The following is a 22,830-nucleotide window of genomic DNA, read 5'->3' on the forward strand; positions in this document are numbered from 1 at the left end:
ATCCAAGATTATTTTTAAAGGCAATGACATGACCCATAATTTTCCGACGTTAAAAAATGACCGCATTTTAAGAGCCATGCGTTTTGAACCTGTGGATGTGACCCCTGTGTGGATGATGCGACAAGCCGGTCGGTATTTGCCTGAGTATAAACAAACCCGTGCCCAAGCCGGCGACTTTCTATCGCTTTGTAAAAATACCGATTTGGCGACGGAAGTCACCATTCAGCCATTTCGCCGTTTTGAGTTGGATGCGGCGATTTTGTTTAGTGATATTTTAACCATTCCTGATGCGCTCGGTTTGGGTCTGTATTTTGAGGCAGGGGAAGGTCCAAAATTTCACAAAACTGTCAGAAGCATGGCAGAGGTTGAAGCATTGCCAAACGTCGTGATGGCAGATGCACTCGACTATGTGATGAAAGCGGTGACCAGTATTCGTCATGCGCTGGCAGGTCGTGCGCCATTATTTGGCTTCTCAGGTAGTCCGTGGACGCTGGCGACCTATATGATTGAAGGCGGTAGTTCTAAAGAATACCGCTATGCCAAAGCCATGTTGTATGGCGAACCTGACACCTTGCATGCGCTGCTCGCTAAAATCACCGATGCCGTGATTGATTATTTGCTAGCGCAAATAGCAGCAGGCGCGCAGTTAGTACAAATTTTTGATAGTTGGGGCGGGGCATTGGCGCATCGCCAATTTGTTGAATTCTCACACCATTACAACACTAAAATTGTCGCGGCAATCAAAGCAAAATACCCAGAGGTACCTGTGGTACTATTTACCAAAGGTGGCGGATTGTGGTTAGATACCCAATGCCACAGTGGCGCGGATGCGCTAGGACTTGATTGGACGATGCCCTTGGATAGAGCGCGCAGCATCGTCTTTGAACAGCAAAAAGAATTGACCAAATTGCATAAAAAGCTGCATACAGGCATTGCGCTACAAGGTAATCTTGACCCAGCGACATTATTTGCATCGCCTGAGCATATTCGCCAGCAGACGCATTTGATGTTACAAGACGCCTATAGCCTCGGTGACAAAACAGGTTATATAGCAAACTTAGGTCATGGCATTAACCAATGGGTTAATCCTGACCATGCCAAAGCTTTTATTGATGCGGTGCATGAATATAAACTTTAATACCAACATCAGGAGACGACCATGATCAAAGTAGGTATTGTCGGTGGCACAGGCTACACTGGCGTAGAGCTAATTCGACTATTGAGTCGTCATCCACAGGCACAAGTGACGATGCTGACATCGCGCTCAGAAGCGGGCAGGCGCGTCGATGATATGTTTCCAAGTTTGCGGGGCGTGACCAATTTAACGTTTTCGGATTTGGATGAAAAAAAATTAGCCGCATGTGATGTGGTATTTTTTGCTACTCCCCACGGCGTCGCGATGAAGCATGCCAGATTTTTAACCGAAAATGGCACTAAAGTCATCGATTTGGCGGCAGATTTTCGTTTGCAGTCGCTACAAGATTTTGAAGCTTGGTATAAACTTGAACATGCTTGCCCCGATATTTTAAAAGACGCTGTGTATGGGTTACCTGAAGTCAATCGTGATGCCATTGCCAAAGCCAAGGTCATTGGTAACCCAGGTTGTTATCCCACCACGGCGATTTTGGGATTAAAACCACTAATCGACGCCCAAAACAGCCAACAGCAGGCATTGATTGAGCCTTGGATTATTATTGATGCCAAATCAGGCGTCTCAGGTGCGGGTCGCCAAGCCAAAATGAATTTGTTATTTAGCGAGACATCGGATAGTTTTAGCGCCTATGGCGTAGCGGGTCACCGTCACGGTCCAGAGATTACCCAAGGGATTGACCAAATATTGGGTCAAAGCAAACGCTTTCAGTCGCATGATATCCGCTTTGTACCCCATTTAGTACCCATGATTCGCGGTATGTTTACCACGATTCATGTTCGCTTGACGGCGGCGGGTCAAGCGTTAGATTTACAATCTTTATATGAAACCAGCTATCAAAACGAATATTTTGTAGACGTCATGCCAAAAGGGATGTACCCAGATACCCGTAGTGTACGGGGTAGCAACTATTTAAGAATTGCGGTGCAAACACTAGAAAATAGCCCGATGGCGACGATTTTGGTGGTACAAGATAATTTGGTCAAAGGTGCGGCAGGACAAGCCGTGCAAAATATGAACGTGATGTTTGGGCTTGCAGAGCAAACAGGGTTGGCGTTAGTTGCCGTCGTGCCTTAAGTTATTTCTTTAATAAGTGGTTTTCTTAAGCTATTTATGGTCAGCCTATTTAAAAATGTTAATGCCATAACAAGCATTGCTTTATTTTTTTTAGCCAAAAAAATATGACGCTATGATGAAATGGGCTAACTTTATTATTTTTTCAGTCAATAAATTTAGCTGAATTCATCATAATTTTTGTTTATAATGGGGTTCGCTTTAATGGATGTCATATTCATCAACCCTTTTTGAGCTATCATCAGTACTGTGATTATCCATGTTTTGATCGTTTTTCAATTTGAGTATCTCTATGGATTTGCCCGAAGATAATAACTCTTCTCAATCTTTGCCAGAAGCACAACGCAATTATATTGCCCAACCCAACAAGGTGTCGGGGTGGCTGATTGCGTTTGGGGTTAGTTTGTTGTTAGTTGCCATCATTGCACTGGTGTTAGGTCAACGCATTGGTTATCATCGCGGCTTGAGCTTTGCTGCTGAAGAAGCGAAAAAAACCGCCGCAGGTCTTGAAATCTCAGCAGAAAACATTAAATCATTAAAGCTAAAATCTGATACGTTACAAAGCCAATTAACCACTGCGCAGCAAGAGCGTGATATCAGCTTGGCGAACCTATCAGCGCTGCGTACCGATATTCAAGATCTAAAAGTCACCAACTTACAGCTTGAACAAGGTCAGCAATTCTTAACCACGTCGCTTGCCAAAAAAGGCGGTATGAGTTTACAAGTCATCGGGGCAAAAATCGCACCATTGCCAGAAAATGCCTATGAATACCGCTTTGATGTCGGTATGGTCGATCCATCAAATCAGCCAAAAAATCTGATACCAAAATTGACCTTGCTCGATGAAGTTAATATGGTCGAAGTACCATTGCAACCCAATAGTTATTCGATTCATGGGATTGCAAGAATTCGCGGGCGTTTTTTGATGCCCAAAAACTTTGTACCCAAACAAGTGAAACTTGAATTAACCGCCGGCAACCAAAAAACTGAACAAGTGTATGATTGGCAACTCGGTCAACCGATTGATAACATGCCCTATACGCTTGAAGAAACGCCTGAAGCGGATAAACGACCTGTGAGTTCGACCGATAGCACGCCAGTGGCAAGCACAGCCAATACGCAAAAACCTGCCACAACCACTGCTGCAAAGTAGTATAATCAATGTTTAATCTAATCTTAGGTAAATGTTCAATTAATGATGCTTCAAACGCTTAACTTTTCTCGTCAATCAGTTGTGTCACAGCCAACCACCACGAATATGGATTGGCATCTACCGGCATGGTTGCCAACACAACTCCCTAAACAGTCCCCTAAACAGCCACCTAGCCAATCACCAAATTCATTGCCAGCCCGTTTGACCGACATAGAAGGCGAGCCAAATACCGACCCCGTCGAAGATGTGCTATTGGCTGACCCTGAACTGAAAAAACCACAGATGTATGCGGTGGTCATGTATAACGATGACTATACACCGATGGAATTTGTGGTGGATGTTTTACAAAATCATTTTAAACATTCGCTAGATTCAGCTATCAGTATTATGCTTGCCATTCATCAACAAGGCAAAGGCATTGCCGGTATATACCCTAAAGACATCGCAGAAACCAAAGCCCAAACGGTCAACCGTGAAGCGCGTCAGGCAGGCTATCCGTTATTGAGTCAAATTGAGCCGCAAGGTTAGTGGCATTTTGCTATTTAACCTTTTGTTTAAGCTTTTAACCTTGTCGCTCAGCCTAATTTCTTAATTTTGTTTATCAATGTTTCTTGACCCATTATCTTAACCTTCTTCTACTGTATTTTTAATGGTACCGTCTTTGTATTCTTTATTTACCATTGAATTTTTTATTTACCATTAAAGTTTTTTGCCATTTTAAAACCCGCCATTAACTACGTTTTATCACTTGAATTTATTAGCAATGTCATTATATTAAACGTAATGATTTTGATTTTTCCCATTTTGTCATCTTTCATTTTTACTTCCTTTTAACCGAACTTAGCATGATTAGCCAGATATCCATAAGATATTTGGTGCTGAGGTGACGGCAAATGAAACTTGAGAAAACATCAACGCAAATAACCATCAACACCTATAACGACATCAAACCAATCAATTAGATAACGCATGATTTTTCAAGTAGGGCAAAATCAAAAACCGTCGGTGACAAGTATTAAGGACATCTTATGTTAAGTTTAGAATTACAAAGCACGTTGCGGTTGGTAGTGACACTCGCAAAACAGCGTGCACACGAATATTTAACGGTCGAGCATCTGCTATTGGCACTGTTAGAGAATGAAAATGCGGTAGAAGCCTTGGTGGCTTGTGCAGTCAATGTGGATCAGCTTGGCAAAGATTTGACCCAGTATATTGATGAACATACCCCAACGGTCGATATCAACGAAGATTACTCGCCACAACCAACGCGCAGTTTTGACCGTATCTTGCAGCGTGCGATTTTTCATGTGCAATCGGTTGCCAGCAGCCGTTTGGTAGAAGGCTCAGATTTACTAGTGTCTATGTTCTCAGAGCATGATACCTACGCGGTGTACCTGCTTAAAAAACAAGGAGTTACGCGACTTGAGTTGACCCAGTACCTATCGCATGGTCAAGACAAAAAAGTACGCGACAAATTAACCAGTGTTGAAACTGAAGAAGCGGGTGAAAAAGCCAATAAAGACCCATTGACTGAATTTACCATTAATCTCAATCAAAAAGCCTCTACAGGTGGCACCGATCCGTTAATTGGCCGCCAAGCAGAAATCGAGCGTACCGCGCAGATTTTATGCCGTCGCCGCAAAAATAATCCACTACTGGTGGGTGACCCAGGGGTGGGTAAAACGTCAATTGCTGAGGGCTTGGCATGGCTAATTGTCAATGACAAAGCACCGAAACCATTATCAGGCTGTGTGGTTTATAGTTTAGATATTGGTGCGCTGATTGCCGGTACAAAATACCGCGGCGATTTTGAAAAACGGATGAAAGCGCTATTAGATGCCTTAAAAGCCAAGCCCAATGCGATTTTATTTATTGATGAAATTCATATGATTATTGGCGCAGGCTCATCGATGAGCAGCAATATGGATGTGTCAAATTTAATCAAACCTGCGTTGGCATCAGGTGAGCTGCGTTGTATCGGCTCAACCACCTTTGCCGAATACCGCCAAGTGTTTGAAAAAGACCATGCCTTAAGTCGTCGTTTCCAAAAAATTGATGTCAACGAACCATCCATTAATGAAACGATTGATATTCTACGCGGTCTGAAAAAACAATATGAGAAATTCCATAACGTGAGCTATACCGACCAGGCGCTACAAAGTGCGGTGCATCTGGCGGTGAAACACATTCACGAACGCTTTTTGCCTGACAAAGCGATTGATGTGATTGATGAAGCGGGTGCATTTGTTCGCTTGCAAAAACAAGCCGAAAATCAGGTTGAATCTGGTGTGGACAGCAATCAATCCACTGATAATGTCGCAAATGACAAGCTATCAAATCAGCCTGTGGTGGATGAAGACGCACTTGTCGATGATTTGGATGCTAGCCATGCAGCGGATGGTGTTGTCGAACCTGAAGCTATGTTAAGCGAAGCCGATAATAAAGTGATTGACGCGGCACAACAAGATGGCGAGGTGGTGATTGATGTCCCACAAATTGAATATATTATCTCAAAAATTGCGCGCATCCCACCAAAATCAGTCTCAACGGATGACAAATCGGTGCTACAAAATCTTGAAAGCAACCTAAAACATTTGGTGTTTGGTCAAGATGAAGCCATCAAAAACTTGGCAGATGCCATCAAGTTGTCACGTGCAGGCTTAAAACCAGATGATAAACCGATTGGTTCGTTTATGTTCGCCGGTCCTACCGGTGTCGGTAAAACTGAAGTCAGTCGTCAGTTAGCGAATTTATTAGGCATTGAGCTGGTTCGTTTTGATATGTCTGAGTATATGGAAGCACATACGGCTTCACGATTGATTGGGGCACCGCCAGGCTATGTGGGATTTGATCAGGGTGGTTTATTGACCGAAAAAATCAATCAATTTCCGCATTGTGTGCTATTGCTAGATGAGATTGAAAAAGCCCATCCTGATGTATTTAACTTGCTACTCCAAGTGATGGATCATGGCTCGCTCACCGACAATAACGGCCGCACATCAAGCTTTAAACAAGTGATACTGATCATGACCACCAATGTCGGCGCTGATAGCATCAGTCGCAACAGCATGGGCTTTACCAAACAAGACCATAGCCGCGACAATAGTGAAGCGATGAAACGGATGTTTACCCCAGAGTTTCGCAATCGTTTGGATGCCATCATTCAATTTAACCCATTGGATCAAAATGTCATTGTATCTGTGGTTGATAAGTTCTTGGTTGAGCTGCAAGCCCAGCTTGATGACAAGAAAGTGGTGCTTGAAATTGATGATGAGGTGAGAAATTATCTGGCAGAAAAAGGTTACGATCGTCTCATGGGTGCACGCCCAATGAACCGCTTGATTCAAGATGAAATCAAAAAACCATTGGCAGAACAAATATTATTTGGTGATTTGGTCAATGGCGGTACGGTTTCGATTCGTATGAATGCCGATAAAACAGCGATTGAGCTTGTGCCCATTGATGAAAAGCAAATCGATAATGTTTAGTAATATCTAGTATAAAAAAAGGAGCCACTGAGCTCCTTTTTTTTATGCCTACTGATGATACTTAACGACTATACTTAATAAATGCGCTTAATAATTACACAAAACCAAATTTGGGTTTTTCTGCTTGTTTCTCTCGATAGGACAGATGATCCATGTTGGTTAGCTCTGCCAATGAGTGCGGTTTATTGACGGTGATAGCTTTATCAATCGATGCCAAAAACGCGTTGGATTTTTCAACGGACAATTCTTTGAATTTATACTCAGCTATCAATCGACCTTTACGCAGCAGCGCGGGGTCAATTTTTGAGATATCGGAGTTAAAGGTACAAATAAACTGACACTCCAACACATCCGACAGCATACCATCAGCAATGTTCAAAATCGCCGATACCACATCGGTATTGGCGTTATCAATGCTACGTTCGGCAATGTAGTTTTCACAGTCTTCAAGCACTAATACCGAGTTTTTGTTATCCACCAATAGTGACATAAATTCAGGGTTGGTCAAATACCCAATCATGGTAGTGGGCACAAAGATGAATTTTTTATTAGGCACTTGGCTGGTTAGCCATTTGATATAGTTAGTTTTACCTGAGCCCGCCACGCCATGCAGCAGTACCACGCCTTTACCATCATGATTGAGTGACTCTTTGATATGCTGATGCACGGGCAGAAAATCCTCGTGATACATGGTATCTAAATTGATGGGAAATGGCTTTATGCGATGGGTTTTAAACACAAAACCATGGACTTCTTTGAGTAAAATCGATACTTTAGCCTCTTGCGATACATACTTTTGCAAGTATTCATCAAACACGTTTTTGACACTCGCCGCCGAATGCGGATTGGTCGAAATATAGTAAATACTGACGACTTTTAACAGACCTGATTCAAAGATGTATTCGTCATAGTCATTGGACAAATCTTCATTGGTGAGCATAAACACTTCATATTTGGGATGAAAATAACAAGCTTCACGCTCATACAAGGTATTATTTTTATGCGAATAGGCAACGGTGGTAAAATCGGTGCAACGCTCAAAATCTTTGAGCTGCTCTTTGCGAATTACCATATCATGGTTGCCAACATGCACCCCAGGGAAAATATCATCGAGTAGCGACTCAAAAGGGTTATATTTGCTAGCGTATTGGAGGTTGTCTTCAATGAGTTGAACGGTATAGGGCGGCTCAGAGGAGGCGCTGAGCAGCTTTCGGGGTTGATAATAGGGCGATTGTAAAATTTTCATAGGAATATAGGCTTATAAAAGGCAGTAGAAAAATTAACGTAGTTAGCAATAAACAAGCTAACTATAGAGATGGGGCAGTTAATATTAGATGCAAGTTAAAAAGTAGCTAGTTGGCAATCAGTTAAAAATTTTTTAGCAACACAGTGAGCAACATACTGGCTAAAAGTAAGCAATGCTGAGATAAGATAGACAGGAATTTTGGGCATAAAAAAACCTGCGAGAGGCAGGTTAATTTAACTAATACCGATTTGAGTGGTGGGGCTGAAGAGACTCGAACTCTTACACCTCGCGGCGCTGGAACCTAAATCCAGTGCGTCTACCAATTTCGCCACAGCCCCATGAGTTGCCTCAAAGTGTTGACTCAATATTTGTATCAGTGTCTTTGTGGTTGGCTATTATATAGAAAAATTTCGCTTTGGCAAGGGGTTTTTTAAAAAAATCGCATTTTTTTATTGGTTAAGTAAAATTTTTAGCGCATTGATAATATTCGATAAGTCATTAATACGGTTTTCCACGCGTTTTGCCAGCAGCTTGTCGATAAAAGGCTGGCAAGCTTGGCAAGCAAATTCTGATAGCTGATGATTTGGGCATAAAAAAGGCACGGGCTGTTGGCAATGCGCGATTGCCCAACCCGGATAATCAGCTGCCATAAAAGGCAGATATCCCATCAATAATTCGTACCATATCACCCCCAAACTATAGTAGTCGCTAAACTTGTCAACAGGCTGTCCTGTGAATTGCTCAGGACTCATATAGGCGGGTGTACCAGCGGTGTAAGTTTTGCAGTTGAGTGAGTCATTCTTTGCCCTAGAATCGCTAACACCAATATCACTAAAATCAAAATCACTCAGACCAAAATCAATTAACACCACTTCAAGATTGGGTTTTACAATAAAGTTGGCGGGTTTGAGATCCAAATGCATCAGCCCAAATTGATGTAAACGGTTGACCACTTGGCAACTATGTAAAAAAATGGTCATTTTTTGCTGAAGACTGAGTAGTGGCAATTTAGCATGCGCATATATCAAGGATTTTAACGTCTCGCCTGGATGATACGACATGATTAGACACGGACTAACAGATTGCTGCGGCTGCTGTTGGTCAAAGATGAGGGTATCAGGTAGAAGGTTTGAAGCATACAGCGTGGGAATGCCGCTTGTCGCATGGGTGCTGTAAATCGCTAGACTTTGGCAATGATGAAGGGCGTTAATTTCCTGCTCAAAATGGGCGAGATTGGTTGCATTAAAGTGAGGTAGTAATTGTTTAACGACAACGGCAGTAGGCGGGGAGTGAGTTGAATGCCATACCCCATACCAAAGCTCGGTATGGTTGAGTGGATTTGAAGCTGATAGTGGCTGTAAGTCAGTAACGAGCGACTGACAGCCATTTTTTATGATAACCAGTGCTGGGTGAGTTGACCTTGTCTCAATCATGATGGCTTAACGGGTCTGCCTTCAATCAACTGCTGGTATTTTCGGGTCACAGTATTGCGCCCCCAACCCAGTAGGTCAGCCGCTTGTCCTTTATGTTGAGCAGTATGGGCGAGTGCCACTTCAAGCAAACATTTCTCAAACATCGGATAAGCGGTTTGCAATATGTCATACTGTCCTTCAGCCAATGCTTGTTGTGCCCAAATTTGCAGTGGCGTGATCCAATCTGCGGTTGCGCCAGTTTGTGGTGCGTGCAAGGTCGGTATGACCGTCGTAGCGGATAAAGGCGTTGGCAGCTCACTCGAATGGACATTCAGATTAGCACTAGCACTGGGGCTGTTACTCGGAGCTGGCAAAGATGACGGATGTTCGCTAGCAGGTGCCTCAAACTGAGTGTCAGGCTGATAGTTATGTGTCGTATGTGTATTGGGCTCACGCGTAGTTACAGGCTTGCTATCTTGTAATTCAAACGCTTGTAAAATCTCGGGTGGCAAATCACTCGGCTGAATGGTTTGCCCTGTTGTCATCACACTGAGCCAGCGGCAGGTATTTTCAAGTTGACGCACGTTACCTTGCCAAGGATAGCTTTGCAAAATATGCATCGCAGACGGCGTGATGGTTTTGGTCGAGGTATGCATGCTTTTGGCGATATTTTGCATAAAAAAATCGATTAACAGCGGAATGTCTTCGCGGCGCTCACGTAGGGAAGGTAGCGCCAGTCGAATGACATTGAGCCGATAAAACAAATCTTCACGAAACTTGCCTTGCTGCACCAGAGTTTCTAGGTTTTGATGGGTCGCTGCGATGATACGTACGTCGACTTTAATGGGTTTGAGCCCACCGACACGGTAAAACTCACCATTTGCTAAGACGCGCAGCAAACGCGTTTGGGTCGGTAAAGGCATATCGCCGATTTCATCCAAAAATAAAGTGCCGCCATGCGCCTGCTCAAAACGCCCTTGGCGCGTGGTAGTCGCACCTGTAAACGCGCCTTTTTCATGACCAAATAGTTCAGCTTCAATCAAATCATGCGGAATCGCCGCCATATTGAGCGCGATAAACGGTTTGGATTTGCGTGGCGAATGTTCGTGTAAGGCACTGGCAATCAGCTCTTTACCCGTCCCTGATTCGCCGGTGATGAGGACTGTCATCGGCATATGCGACAAGCGACCAATCGCACGAAATACTTTTTGCATGGCAATCGATTGCCCGATGATGCCTGATGGGTTGGTGGGGGCTTTTTCTGGCTCGGCTGTCACGGGTTCAGTTGGTGGCTGCTGTGCATCACGGATCAGAGAGTCGTTGTAGTTCTCAGACTTACTGCGCTTTTGTGTTTGGTTTGACTGGCTTTGCAGGCAAGCTTTTTTCACCATGGCAATGGCATCATCTAACTCAAACGGCTTGGGTAAGTAATCAAATGCGCCTGACTGATAGCTATCCACCGCAGACTGCACATCAGCATGCGCGGTCATGATGATGACAGGAATTTGTGCAAAGGCTTGTTTGATTTTACTGCTAAAGTCCAAGCCGTTCATCATCGGCATTCGAATATCGGTGACGATAACACTTGGTAAGGAGGCACTATTGCCACTCTTCGCTTGGCTGTCTTGCCCACTATCTTGTAGTAGCCGCCACGCCGATTGCGCATTGCCAAAGGTTTGCACTTGAAATCCACTATCTGTCAGCGTATCTTCCAAAATCATACGTAACGCTTGGTCGTCATCGATGACCCAAACAATAGGTTCGGTGGTTGGCGTTTTATTATTGGTATAAGTCATATAAAAACCCTATATGGGAAACTGTAGTATTTAAAAATTCATAGCCGATCAGTCATGATGCTGTGGTGTATCACGCTTAAACTATCATTTGGTTATTTGCCGAATTTGCCAAGGTAAAAAAATCGTAAATAGGGTTTCACCTGGCTGAGAGGTCACGCTGATTTGTCCTTGATGGCGCTGAATAATGTCATGAGCAAGTGCCAGCCCCAAACCCGTACCATTGGCGCGTCCTGTCACTAAAGGATAAAAAATTTGCGGTAACAACTCACTATCAATGCCCAAGCCATTATCAATAAAATCAACCCGCAATACGCTTTTATGTCGTATATCGCCAATGGTTTGTTGGTGCTGAATACGGGTCTTTACCGTGATGCTAGGCGACACAATGTCATTTTCATTGAGCGCTTGTATCGCATTATTGACGATATTCATAAATACTTGTACCAGCTGGTCTTTATCAGCGGTGATTTCTGGTAACGATAAATCAAAGTCTCTGACTAGACTAATATTGGGGTTTTGTATCTCTGCCAACGTTAGCACATGCTGCAGTGGCTCATGCACGTTGATTACTTGCCAGTTGGGCAAATTTGGCGCGCCCAGCAATTGGGTCACCAAATTGTTGAGTCGTCTGGTCTCATCCATAATGATACTGAGATAATTGGCGACCTTTTGCGCCTGGGTGTCGTTAATATAGCGGACAATCCCATCAGATTTCATGATTTGATTAAAATTCTTCTCAAGCAGTTGGCTTGCCCCAAGGATGCCGGCTAAAGGGTTTTTGACTTCGTGTGCCATACTGCGAATCATTTGGCGGGTTATTAAATGTTGGTGATTTTGATATTGTTCTTGCTGAATACGACTTTCGCGATCTTTTGCCCAAATTTCAATCAAATAGAAAAAACCCGCCTCGGTTTCTAACGGGGAAACCCCATAATCGACCAATAATGGTGCACCAATCCCTTGAGCGCTTAGCCCCAAAATGGTGCAATCATGATGGATGAATGCTTGGTACATTTTTTTGGTATGTTCAAATTGGTTTTGCAGCGCCAATTTGACCTGTGCTTTGGTTTTTTTATGGGTTATCGGGTCATCATCCGTATGCGATTGCTCTGATGCTTGCGTTAGTAATTTTTCATAGTTTGCGGGGGTTAAAATATCGATAACATTTTTATGAAGTAAATGGTGCTGGCTGACTGACAAAATCTGCTCAGCCGTCGCGTTGATATAGACGCACTCATAGTTGCTGTCAGCGACAATTAACCCCGATAGTAGGTTATTGAACATGTCCTCAAACAGGTTCTGGTTGGATTCGAGACTATGTAAAAAAGTAGGATGGGTCATTGGATAACTACCACAAATTTGAGCAATGGTTAAAGTGCAATTTAAATGCCAATAAACTATTGGATAATTTTTGGATTATTGTCATAACAGATAAATAATTAGAGTGATGGGCAGCAAATCAGTCATTTGATATTAAAAAATCACTCATTTATAGCAACGTGCTAATCGTAGTATGATATATTTTGAACCAAAATAGTGCAAAAGTTAAAGCCTAATTGCTAAAAAAAGACATATAAAAAAAGGGCATAAAATCTATGCCCTTTGATGTACTGTAGCTATAAAAATTTAGAACCATTGGTAGGTTAGTGAGACGAATGAATTAATGCCTTTTTGGCGGTAGCCATAAACGGTCTCATAATCTTTATCTGTGAGATTATTAAGACGACTGCTAATGGTTAGGTTGGGACTGACATAATAATTCCCAGTCAGGTTCAACAAGGTGTAGCTGTCTAGAGTTTGTGAATTGTTGGCATCACGATAACGCTCTCCGACGTATTGTACCTCCGTTCGAATGTCATATTTTGGCTGTTGATAGCCTAGGTAAACAATACCTTTGTTTTTGGGTTGATAAATTAATTCTTTGCCCGTTTTTTTATCTTCAGTATCTAGATAATCATAACCTAGACCAAATAAAGTATTATTTAACTGCCAGTCACTGGTTAACGAAATACCGTTAATATCCGCTTTATCTATATTTTGCATTTGACCTGCATAAGTAAGTGGGTCGGTGGTTACCCAAGCTAATTTATCGGTAAATTTAGATTGGTAGGCTGTTACGCGTGTGTGTTGATGATGATTGCTGTTTTCAATAAAGATTTCTGCATTTTTGCTGGTTTCAGGTTTTAAGTTGGGATTTTCTGAGCCTGGCCAATACAAATCGTTGAATGTGGGGGCACGAAAATTGGTTGCGTATGATGCACCAATGCGAGTGTTGGGGCTAAGACGATACGCACCGCCCACATTGTAGGTGGTCTTGCTATCAAATTGTGAGTTATCATCGTGACGCACATTTAATTGCACATCATATTTATCTTGAGCGAGCTGATATCCCAAAAACTCACTGTTGATAGTGCGGTGAGTCACGTCATAATCATTAGAGCTATCAACTTCTTGTTTTAAATTCTCATAACCACCGATAAGCTTACCGAGTGGCAACTGATAGCCAAGCTGTATGGTTACTTGTTTCTGAGTCGTATTGATTACATCGTCTAGGCGACCTGTTTGCCAATCTGCACCATCATACGTGGTAGATTTATCATAACTTTGACCATATTTAATATTTGCAGACAGTTTATCTTGTTGATAATCGGCAAAAGCTGAGACAGCCGCGTTTTTTTGGTCAGCATACGCGTTTGGCACTTCTGAACCACTATCAATATCTGTAGTGGATTTTGCAAATAATCCTGTTGCTCCAATTTCAACATTGTCATTGACTTTATGCTTGGCGACCAAACTTGCGTTTTTGGACTCAAAACCGTCTTTGTCAGCATGATGTATGCCGAACTGAGCGTAAGGTTTCGTCGCGTCAATGCCATTGGTCTTTTCATAACCCGTAGAAAGGCTTAAAGTCGTTGCAGAATTAACCAGTTGTCCTGTAATTTGCCCTTTATAGCTGTTTTCTGTGCCGCCGCCAACAGTCAATGCGACATTAGACTGTTGGGCGTTTTGACCTTTAGTAAAGACTTGAATCACGCCGCCCATCGCATCTGAGCCATAAAGACTTGAGCCAGAAGCACCATAAACTATTTCTATTCTATCGATTTGGTCGACTGGTAACAGCGATAATGCTGCTCCACCTGCGGTTGCAGAGCTGTAACGAATCCCATCGATTAATACTAAGACTTGACTATTGGAGTAACCACGCAATCTGACACCACTGCTCGCACCATCCCCACCATTTTGAGTAACATATATGCCACCTTGTCCACGAAGTACATCTATCACGCTTTGACCGCGATAACGTTGCAATTGTTCTTCATCAATCACAGTGGTTTGGGCGATGGTATTCTTGACAAGCGTCGGCGTTTTGGTTGCCGTGGTGGTAAAAGTAAGGCTCGGCAAAGTCGTTTCAGCTTCGCCAATAGCAGCTTCGCTAGTCGCTGCATGAGCGCTAACACCAGTCATGGACATGCCAATAATCACCAAGACGCTTTGCGTGATTGGATGGATATTAAAAAATGGCCTTTTGATAAAACGTAGTGATGTCTGACAGGTATGACGCATAACTTGACCCAAAAAAATAGTTTAAAGACACATTGTAGAAAAATATCGTTACATAAGCTATTACTTTCGCTTGGTCATTGCTCATTAAAGCTTGAGAATTTTTCAATAAAAAACCCCTTTAGTAACTAAAGGGGTTTTAATACAAGCCTTTATATCAACAATTAGCTTGCTTGCTGCTGTAATTTTTTAGCTTTTTGGTAGCATTCATTGATGTGATTTTCAGCAATTTTTTTAAACATCAAATAACCGATGGTACCCGCCACTAATTGACCACCAAACGGTACAAATTTGGTGACTTGCTTGGCGATAATACGGCTACCAAAGCCTTGGAAAGTTTTTTTGGCAATACTGCGTGTCACCACTAGTCCTGCAAAATCCACCGCTTTATCTTTTAGTTGGTTGATTTGCGCGCCGTTGTTCAAATCTACCGCTGCTTGGGCGGGTTCAATTAAACCAAATTTAGCGGAGATTTCAGGTAGCAATTTTGATAATAGACCTGCGTCAACCGCAACGTCTAGCAACGGCACTGGGACAACTGCTGCCACAGCAGACATTTTAGCTTTACTTTTAATCATCGCCTCGCATTCGCGTTTGATTTTTTCTAAGTCAAGTTTTGGGTCAATGGTTTTGGTCAAATTTTCTGCTGACATAATTTTTCCTTCTAAAAAATTTCAATTATCAATAGTAAAGGTAGTATTGCAAAACGCTTGCAACAAGAGATGATTATTCATTAATGGTCATTGATACTGTTTCATTAATGGTAAGTGAGGACTCTTTGGTTTGATTATAACTGAGTGTAAACGTATCAATAAGCATCTTTTTGCAAAAAAATGCTAATGGTTTGTAGTGGCATTATTACGATATGCAAAACGCACAAATAGCTACGGAAGCTGATGAGATGTTTTTCACCGTTTCGCTGTTGTAATTTTGCCTATTCACTATCATTATGCTAGTTTGTTCTCTCTACTTTATTTGACAACCATGATAAATTTATGTTGACTGTGACTCCCCGTTTTAGTGCGACCCATATTGACGAGATTCCCCGCGATTTACAGCCCTTGGCGCAGACATCGATGACATTAGCACGTATTTTGGCTGGGCGAGGCGTGCAAGATGTGGCTAATTTAGACACTTCCTTTAATAAGATGTTACCTGCAAATTCGCTTACAGGCATTACCAAGGCAGTAGCGCTGCTTGACAAGGCGATTGATACGCAGCAAAAAATACTGATTGTGGGTGATTTTGACTGCGATGGCGCGACCAGCACTGCACTGATGGTAAGGGTGCTCCGTGAAATGGGCGCGCAGGTTGAGTTTTTGGTGCCCGATCGTTTTAAGTACGGTTATGGACTGACGCCAGAAATTGTTGCGCTAGGTATTGAAACCTATGATCCTGATGTGATTGTCACGGTTGATAATGGTATCTCTAGCCATGCGGGGGTCGAACTTGCCAAAGCCAAAGGGCTAACGGTGATTATTACCGATCATCACCTGACGACGCAGGCGACACCAAACGCGGATGCCGTGGTTAATCCCAATCAGCTGGGCTGTGATTTTGCTAGTAAATCATTGGTAGGGGTTGGGGTGGCATTTTATGTGCTAGGCAATCTTGCCAAAGTCAGACGCCAAGCCAACAAATCCACCACCCAAGTGAGTCGCTATATTGATTTGGTGGCACTTGGTACGGTGGCGGATGTGGGCGTATTAGACCAAAATAATCGCATCTTGGTGCACCAAGGTATCCAAGCCATTAAGCAAGGTCGTTGCTGTGTGGGTATTTTGGCATTGTTGGAACAGGCGAGTCGGCAGGCAGCCGACATCACGGCTCAAGATTTTGGTTTTATTTTAGGACCCCGCATCAACGCCGCAGGTCGTATGGATAGTATGCGGATAGGCATTGACTGCTTACTGACCGATGATTGGGGGGAGGCACAGCGGCTTGCGCATCAGCTCGATAAACTCAATCAAGAGCGCCGCCAAGTCGAGCAGGGCATGCGACAACAAGCCGATAGTGTATTAACGACGCTTGAGAATCCATCGGAGCAAAATGCTGTAAATCAAGTAACGCAGCGCAAACGCAGTATTATTTTGTATCAAGATGAGTGGCACCAAGGTGTGATTGGTATCGTCGCAGGCAGGCTAAAAGAAAGCTACCATGTGCCCGCTATCGTGTTTGCCCCTGCTGATACGGCGTTGATTGAAGATGACAATCCTATCAAAGGCTCCGCACGCTCCATTGAAGGCATTCATATCCGTGATGCCATTGAATCAGTCGCGCAAACCTACCCCGAACTCATTAGCCACTTTGGTGGGCATGCGATGGCGGCAGGCCTGACCATCAAACGGAAAAACTTTGAGCCATTTTGTAAAGCGTTTGATGAGGTAATTGCAGCGGTGGCGGATGAGGTATTTGCAGAGACGTTATATAGCGATGGCGAGTTGGCAGCCGGTGAATTCACGGTCGATTTTGTAGATAGCTTGCAGACGTTGGCTATTTGGGGACATGGGTTTGTGCCACCGATATTTGATGGGGTGTTTGTGGTGCAAGATTATCGGGTGCTAAAAGAGCGCCATTTAAAATTATGGTTATCGTATCCCGATGTGCCTTTTACGATTGAAGCGATTTGGTTTAATGCTGACTTCGACGCGATAGCTTTGTCTGCTATCAATCGCAGTGTGTCAAAAGTGCATTTACTCTATGAGCTTGAGAAAAATTTATTTAATGGACAAACCAAATTACAGTTAAGGGTAAAAAAGGGTGTACTCCTCTAGACAAGCGTTTTTGCTGATTCATACACAATCTGATAACCATAACACCTAATAAAGATGATAAACGACATAAAATGACATGTTAATATAATTTATCACCTATACCGCGCTAAATTTTGATAAATTATGCAGGTATCAAGGTGTTAATTTGTGGCGTTAATTTTTTAAATTTTGAATAAAGCTTTGGCGCTTAGCTAGATATTATTTATTATTTAAGCGTTTGTCTTTTAACTGGATATCTTTTAACTGGCTGTTTTTTAATTATATGTCTTTTACCTGCGTATGGAGAATTGCCATGAGTAAATCGCTTGCCAACAATGCAACCGCAACGACGGCTCGGCAATGGCAAATCCTCTCACAGCTGGATCGTAAACGTTGGCTCGGTACCACCCATATCAAAGAACAGCTTGATTTGATGGGTTTTGATATCAGTTTGCGCACCATTCAGCGAGATTTAAACGCCTTGGCAACGCGTTTTCCGATTGAAAAAAACAACACCAATCCACAAGGTTGGCGTTGGCGTGAAGATGCACCGATGCAAAGCTTGCCGCACATGAATTTGTCGCAAGCAGTGGCGTTTAGTATGATGCGCCATAATTTGACCCAGCTATTACCGCCGGCTATTTTGGATGAATTGATTCCGTGGTTTGACCTAGCGAATCGGCAACTTAAAGAAAGCAAAGTGGCAAACACTTGGCTTGATAGAGTGCGTATCCTGTCAGCCAATCAACCGCTCATCCCGCCATCGGTCAATCCAGCCGCCAAAGACGCCGTCTATGACGCGTTGTTTCAAAATAAAAAACTCATCGCCTGTTATAAAGCGCGTGGGCGAGAGGAAGCGCAAAAATACACCTTAAATCCGCTAGCCATTGTGCAGCGTGGTGTGGTGATTTACTTGATTGCCTCGCGAACTGACAGAGCGTCTGACGATGTGCGCCAATTTGCTTTGCACCGTTTTGAAAGTGCGGAAGTGAGCGCAAGCGACGCGCAAACCCCAAAAGATTTTAATTTAGACAATTACATCAACACAGGCGCGATGGGGTTTAATTACCCGTTGTTCCAAAAACTCGTGCCTGACAGCGAAAAAAACAACCACGAGCCGCCCACGCAGCAAGTCCAGTTACTGTTTCATCCGTTATCGGGGGCAAGTTTGCTTGAAAGCCCATTATCAACCGATCAGCAAAGCTGGGAAGATGACGAAGGATTGCATATCACAGCCACAGTAAACATGACCTCTCAGCTAGTATGGTGGCTACGTGGTTTTGGTAAAGGACTGCGAAAAATCGAGCCTGAGATTTTATCAATCGCCGTCTTTGAAACCCAAACGCCAAACCAACAAGCGCCTAATCAACAACCCACCATCCAAACAATAAACGAATAATTAACAAACGCCCAAGTAAACTAACTACTTTGTCCGATTTTTCGAGAATCTTATGAAACATACTGATAATAACACCCTTGAATCCACTAGTGCCGACACCAGTTCACAGCAGCCTAGCAACCCAAAAACCACGATTTTATACAGTGATTTGACGGACGATTCGCCGATTGTTAACGCTGTCAAATCGCCTGATAATCTGACACCCAGCACTACCACAGAAACGTACCAGATTATTTCGACGCAGTTTGCTGACCCAACGCCAGCGCCAACGGTTGAAATAATAGCGCCCGTCAACTCACCCAATTTGACCGATAAAAACACCAATGAGGGAGTAGTATCAAGCACCTCGCTGCCACACCATTCGCTACAGAAAACGCCAAAAATCAACTCAATGACTGATGACAAGATTTTGCAAAAAAGTCATCAGCTAGCAATCACCCAAGACGATCAACTTGAAGATGATAAAACAGCGACAGGTACAGCTGTCGAGCATATGGATGTGGTACTCAAGCAGTGGTATTTTACCGTGCAATGGCAGCACACGCAGATGCCAAAAGCAGGGCTTTACAATAAATTTAAAAAACGCACGCAAGCCATGGATCTAGACTTATCCTGCTTACTTTGTAACCGATATGGCGAGGTAATCGAAACCATTTGGTTCAAAAATGTCCGTGATAAAGCGCAATCAGTGCGTCATCAAGGCGATGAATTATTGGGCAAAAAACCATTAGGCGCTATCGATGACCGCAAAGAAGACCCTGACAACAATCAAAGCACCAAGGTCAATGATGTCAACCTCAATCAAGAAAGTATGGTGCTTTTTTTAAGTAAGCTCCCCCCGCAAGTATTTCATGTGGTGATGATCGTGTCATCTTATCATGGCTATGCGCTTAGCAAAGCGAAACAAGCGTCTTGTCAGCTCAGTGATGATGAAGGTAATGTGATTAGTGAGTTGGCTTTTACTAAACTGCCAGCTGAGACTAAGGCATTATGGTTTGCCAGTCTGACCCGTTCTGCCGATAGTTGGCGCTATAATACCGAGCATCAACCTTTAGATAATAACAAGATGGCGCTAATGGAAAAAGAAGTGAGTGAAAAATTGGTACGTACGGCCAGATGACAGGGCGTGTAGCGTAAGCTTATTGTTTCTCAGGGGTAAAATAACGAAGCAATTTTAAAGCCAAAAATTTATACATTTGACGACGTTGCCATAGCGTCTGTCAGTGATTGGATATATTCGACACTGTGATACTGTGGTACACTATGAGCAACAAAAGGGATTGTCTTAATCGATAGGGATACATCGTATCTGCATTATTTTTCTCCTAAATATAGGTATTCCTAGATACATTATTGACTCATTATGCGGTAACCGTATACTTTGCGTTTAAAATGGTCAATCACATTTTATCCCATAATTAGTAATGCTTACTGTGAAATTTCTCACGCTGCTAGATGCATCATCTAGTGTCTCAATTAACATTCATATAAAAGAGGTTCTCTATGGCTAGTGGAAAGTCAAATATTATCTATACCTTAACTGACGAAGCACCGCTACTGGCGACTTATTCACTACTTCCTATTATTGAAATATTTACCAAACCTGCTGGCGTTGAAATCACCAAAACCGATATTTCCGTTGCCGCGCGTGTATTGGCAGAGTTCTCCGACTACCTGACCCCAGAACAACAAGTGACCGACAATCTTGCTGAGCTTGGTCGGTTAACCCAAGACCCAGACACCAATATCATCAAATTGCCTAATATCAGTGCCTCAGTGGCTCAGCTACAAGAATGTATCGAAGAGTTACAAGCCAAAGGCTACAACATTCCTAATTACCCAGAAAACCCAACCACAGACGAAGAAAAAGCCATCAAAGCTCGTTATGGTAAATGTTTAGGATCTGCGGTGAACCCCGTATTACGTGAAGGTAACTCAGATCGCCGTGCCCCCGCTGCCGTAAAAAACTATGCCAAAAAACACCCGCATTCAATGGGTGAATGGAAACAATGGTCAAAAACCCACGTCTCTCATATGGAAGAAGGGGACTTCTACCATGGCGAAAAATCAATGACCCTTGATAAAGCGCGCAAAGTCAAAATGGAGCTCATCACCCATAGTGGCAAAGCTTTGGTGCTAAAACCAGAAGTTGCCCTACAAGACGGTGAAGTGATTGACTCGATGTTTATGAGCAAAAAAGCCTTAATCGAGTTTTATGAAAAAGAGCTAGAAGACTGCCGCGAAGGTAAAATCCTGTTCTCTTTACACGTCAAAGCCACGATGATGAAGGTATCTCATCCTATCGTATTTGGTCACTGCGTGAGAGTGTACTACAAAGATGCATTCGAAAAATGGAACAAAACCTTTGACGAACTAGGTATTAATGTTAACAACGGTATGGCAGGACTATACGAAAAAATCGAAACCTTACCGACTACTATCCGTGAAGAAATCGTCCGTGACCTGCATGCCTGTCAAGAGCATCGCCCCGCATTGGCGATGGTTGACTCAGCGAAGGGAATTGATAACTTCTATTCGCCAAATGATGTCATTGTAGACGCCTCAATGCCAGCGATGATTCGTAATGGTGGTAAAATGTGGGCAGCGGATGGCAAGCCTTACGACTGTAAAGCAGTGATGCCAGAATCAACCTTTGCCCGTATTTACCAAGAAGTCATCAACTTCTGTAAATGGCATGGCAACTTTGACCCAGCGACCATGGGTACCGTACCAAACGTAGGTTTGATGGCACAAAAAGCGGAAGAATACGGTTCTCACGACAAAACTTTTGAAATCCCAGAGGCAGGCGTTGCCAATATCACTGATATTGAGACAGGCGAAGTATTGATGTCGCAAAATGTTGAAGAAGGCGATATTTGGCGTATGTGTCAAGTTAAAGATGCGCCAATTCGCGACTGGGTAAAACTGGCAGTGACGCGTGCACGTAACTCAGGCATGCCAGCTATCTTCTGGCTTGACCCATACCGCCCACATGAAAATGAACTTATCAAGAAAGTGAAAAAATACTTACAAGAGCATGATACCACAGGGCTAGATATCCAAATCATGTCTCAAGTTCGTGCGATGCGTTATACCCTTGAGCGTGTGGCGCGTGGTTTGGACACCATCTCAGTCACAGGTAACATCTTGCGTGACTACTTAACTGACTTGTTCCCAATCCTAGAATTAGGCACGTCAGCCAAAATGCTATCAATCGTCCCATTGATGGAAGGCGGTGGTCTCTATGAGACAGGGGCAGGTGGTTCAGCCCCAAAACATGTCGAGCAGTTAGTTGAAGAAAACCACTTGCGCTGGGATTCACTCGGTGAGATGCTTGCGCTTGCGGTATCTTTAGAAGACTTAGGGATTAAAGAAAACAACCCACGCATAAAATTACTGGCAAAAACCCTAGACTTGGCAACGGGTAAATTGTTGGATAACGACAAATCACCATCGCGTCGTACCGGTGAGCTCGACAACCGTGGTAGCCATTATTATCTAGCCAAATACTGGGCAGAAGAATTGGCGAACCAAGACCAAGATAGCGAGCTTAAAACCAAGTTTGCACCACTGGCTCAAGCGTTGTCAGAAAATGAAGACAAAATCGTGGCGGAATTAAATGAGGTTCAAGGTCAAGGTGCAGATATTGGCGGTTACTATAAACCAGACCAACAAAAACTAAACCAAGTGATGCGCCCGAGTGCGACATTTAACCAAGCATTGGCTTCGTTTGATGCCTAGTTCAATAGTATAAAAAAAGCCGAAGCTGAATGCTTCGGCTTTTTTAGTGTCTGGCTT

15 protein-coding genes and 1 tRNA gene are annotated in these 22,830 nt (G+C 43.2%); 9 read left to right on the plus strand and 7 right to left on the minus strand.

From position 1 onward, the window contains the following. The first annotated feature begins 28 nt into the window (after window positions 1–28). The 5 genes from hemE (at window position 29) to clpA (ending at window position 6,865) form a co-directional block, all read left to right on the plus strand. Complete coding sequence (gene hemE, locus ACAM37_RS03550) at window positions 29–1,138, plus strand: uroporphyrinogen decarboxylase (RefSeq protein WP_369626584.1); 1,110 nt, start codon at window positions 29–31, stop codon at window positions 1,136–1,138. A gap of 21 nt (window positions 1,139–1,159) precedes the next feature. Further along, complete coding sequence (gene argC, locus ACAM37_RS03555; protein WP_312116362.1) at window positions 1,160–2,227, plus strand: N-acetyl-gamma-glutamyl-phosphate reductase; 1,068 nt, start codon at window positions 1,160–1,162, stop codon at window positions 2,225–2,227. A 289-nt stretch (window positions 2,228–2,516) separates the two neighbouring features. Further along, window positions 2,517–3,377: a hypothetical protein gene (locus tag ACAM37_RS03560; RefSeq protein WP_369626585.1), complete on the plus strand. Its 861-nt coding sequence runs from the start codon at window positions 2,517–2,519 to the stop codon at window positions 3,375–3,377. A gap of 42 nt (window positions 3,378–3,419) precedes the next feature. After that, complete coding sequence (locus ACAM37_RS03565; RefSeq protein WP_369626586.1) at window positions 3,420–3,905, plus strand: ATP-dependent Clp protease adaptor ClpS; 486 nt, start codon at window positions 3,420–3,422, stop codon at window positions 3,903–3,905. 500 nt (window positions 3,906–4,405) lie between these two features. Further along, window positions 4,406–6,865, plus strand: coding sequence for an ATP-dependent Clp protease ATP-binding subunit ClpA (gene clpA / locus ACAM37_RS03570; RefSeq protein ID WP_369626587.1), 2,460 nt, complete (start codon window positions 4,406–4,408; stop codon window positions 6,863–6,865). Window positions 6,866–6,959: 94 nt separating this feature from the next. Here clpA and ACAM37_RS03575 read toward each other — a convergent pair whose 3' ends face one another. The 7 genes from ACAM37_RS03575 to ACAM37_RS03605 form a co-directional block, all read right to left on the minus strand. Then, window positions 6,960–8,111 (minus strand): AAA family ATPase, encoded by a 1,152-nt coding sequence (locus ACAM37_RS03575; RefSeq protein ID WP_007114975.1) that lies wholly within the window; start codon window positions 8,109–8,111, stop codon window positions 6,960–6,962. A 253-nt stretch (window positions 8,112–8,364) separates the two neighbouring features. Continuing rightward, a tRNA-Leu gene (locus tag ACAM37_RS03580) sits at window positions 8,365–8,449 on the minus strand. A 111-nt stretch (window positions 8,450–8,560) separates the two neighbouring features. Beyond that, the gene (locus ACAM37_RS03585) at window positions 8,561–9,544 is read right to left on the minus strand and encodes a serine/threonine-protein kinase (RefSeq protein WP_369626588.1); all 984 of its coding nucleotides are present in this window, start codon (window positions 9,542–9,544) and stop codon (window positions 8,561–8,563) included. Further along, window positions 9,541–11,319, minus strand: a complete 1,779-nt coding sequence (locus tag ACAM37_RS03590) for a sigma 54-interacting transcriptional regulator (protein WP_369626589.1) — start codon at window positions 11,317–11,319, stop codon at window positions 9,541–9,543. The genes ACAM37_RS03585 and ACAM37_RS03590 overlap by 4 nt, the downstream gene beginning before the upstream one ends. An 84-nt stretch (window positions 11,320–11,403) precedes the next feature. Continuing rightward, window positions 11,404–12,660 carry a two-component system sensor histidine kinase NtrB gene (locus tag ACAM37_RS03595; RefSeq protein ID WP_369626590.1) on the minus strand — a complete coding sequence of 419 codons (1,257 nt, stop codon included), beginning with the start codon at window positions 12,658–12,660 and terminating at the stop codon, window positions 11,404–11,406. 285 nt (window positions 12,661–12,945) lie between these two features. After that, the gene (locus ACAM37_RS03600; protein WP_369626591.1) at window positions 12,946–14,883 is read right to left on the minus strand and encodes a TonB-dependent receptor domain-containing protein; all 1,938 of its coding nucleotides are present in this window, start codon (window positions 14,881–14,883) and stop codon (window positions 12,946–12,948) included. A 161-nt stretch (window positions 14,884–15,044) separates the two neighbouring features. Continuing rightward, a complete protein-coding gene (locus ACAM37_RS03605) occupies window positions 15,045–15,533 on the minus strand; it encodes a hypothetical protein (RefSeq protein WP_312115148.1) in 489 nt (162 codons plus the stop codon). A gap of 342 nt (window positions 15,534–15,875) precedes the next feature. On the opposite strand from ACAM37_RS03605, the gene recJ reads away from it, so the two are divergent. The 4 genes from recJ to ACAM37_RS03625 all read left to right on the plus strand — a co-directional run bounded on the left by recJ (window position 15,876) and on the right by ACAM37_RS03625 (window position 22,773). Then, window positions 15,876–17,654, plus strand: coding sequence for a single-stranded-DNA-specific exonuclease RecJ (gene recJ, locus ACAM37_RS03610; protein ID WP_369626592.1), 1,779 nt, complete (start codon window positions 15,876–15,878; stop codon window positions 17,652–17,654). A gap of 292 nt (window positions 17,655–17,946) precedes the next feature. Continuing rightward, on the plus strand, window positions 17,947–19,032 hold the full coding sequence (locus tag ACAM37_RS03615; protein ID WP_369626593.1) for a helix-turn-helix transcriptional regulator: 1,086 nt from the start codon (window positions 17,947–17,949) through the stop codon (window positions 19,030–19,032). Between the two features lie 52 nt (window positions 19,033–19,084). After that, window positions 19,085–20,152 (plus strand): TerD family protein, encoded by a 1,068-nt coding sequence (locus ACAM37_RS03620; protein ID WP_369626594.1) that lies wholly within the window; start codon window positions 19,085–19,087, stop codon window positions 20,150–20,152. 383 nt (window positions 20,153–20,535) lie between these two features. After that, window positions 20,536–22,773 carry an NADP-dependent isocitrate dehydrogenase gene (locus tag ACAM37_RS03625; protein ID WP_369626595.1) on the plus strand — a complete coding sequence of 746 codons (2,238 nt, stop codon included), beginning with the start codon at window positions 20,536–20,538 and terminating at the stop codon, window positions 22,771–22,773. The last annotated feature ends 57 nt before the right edge of the window (window positions 22,774–22,830 follow it).

It is taken from the genome of Moraxella sp. K23 (genome assembly GCF_041154765.1).
Lineage (GTDB): Bacteria > Pseudomonadota > Gammaproteobacteria > Pseudomonadales > Moraxellaceae > Faucicola > Faucicola tetraodonis.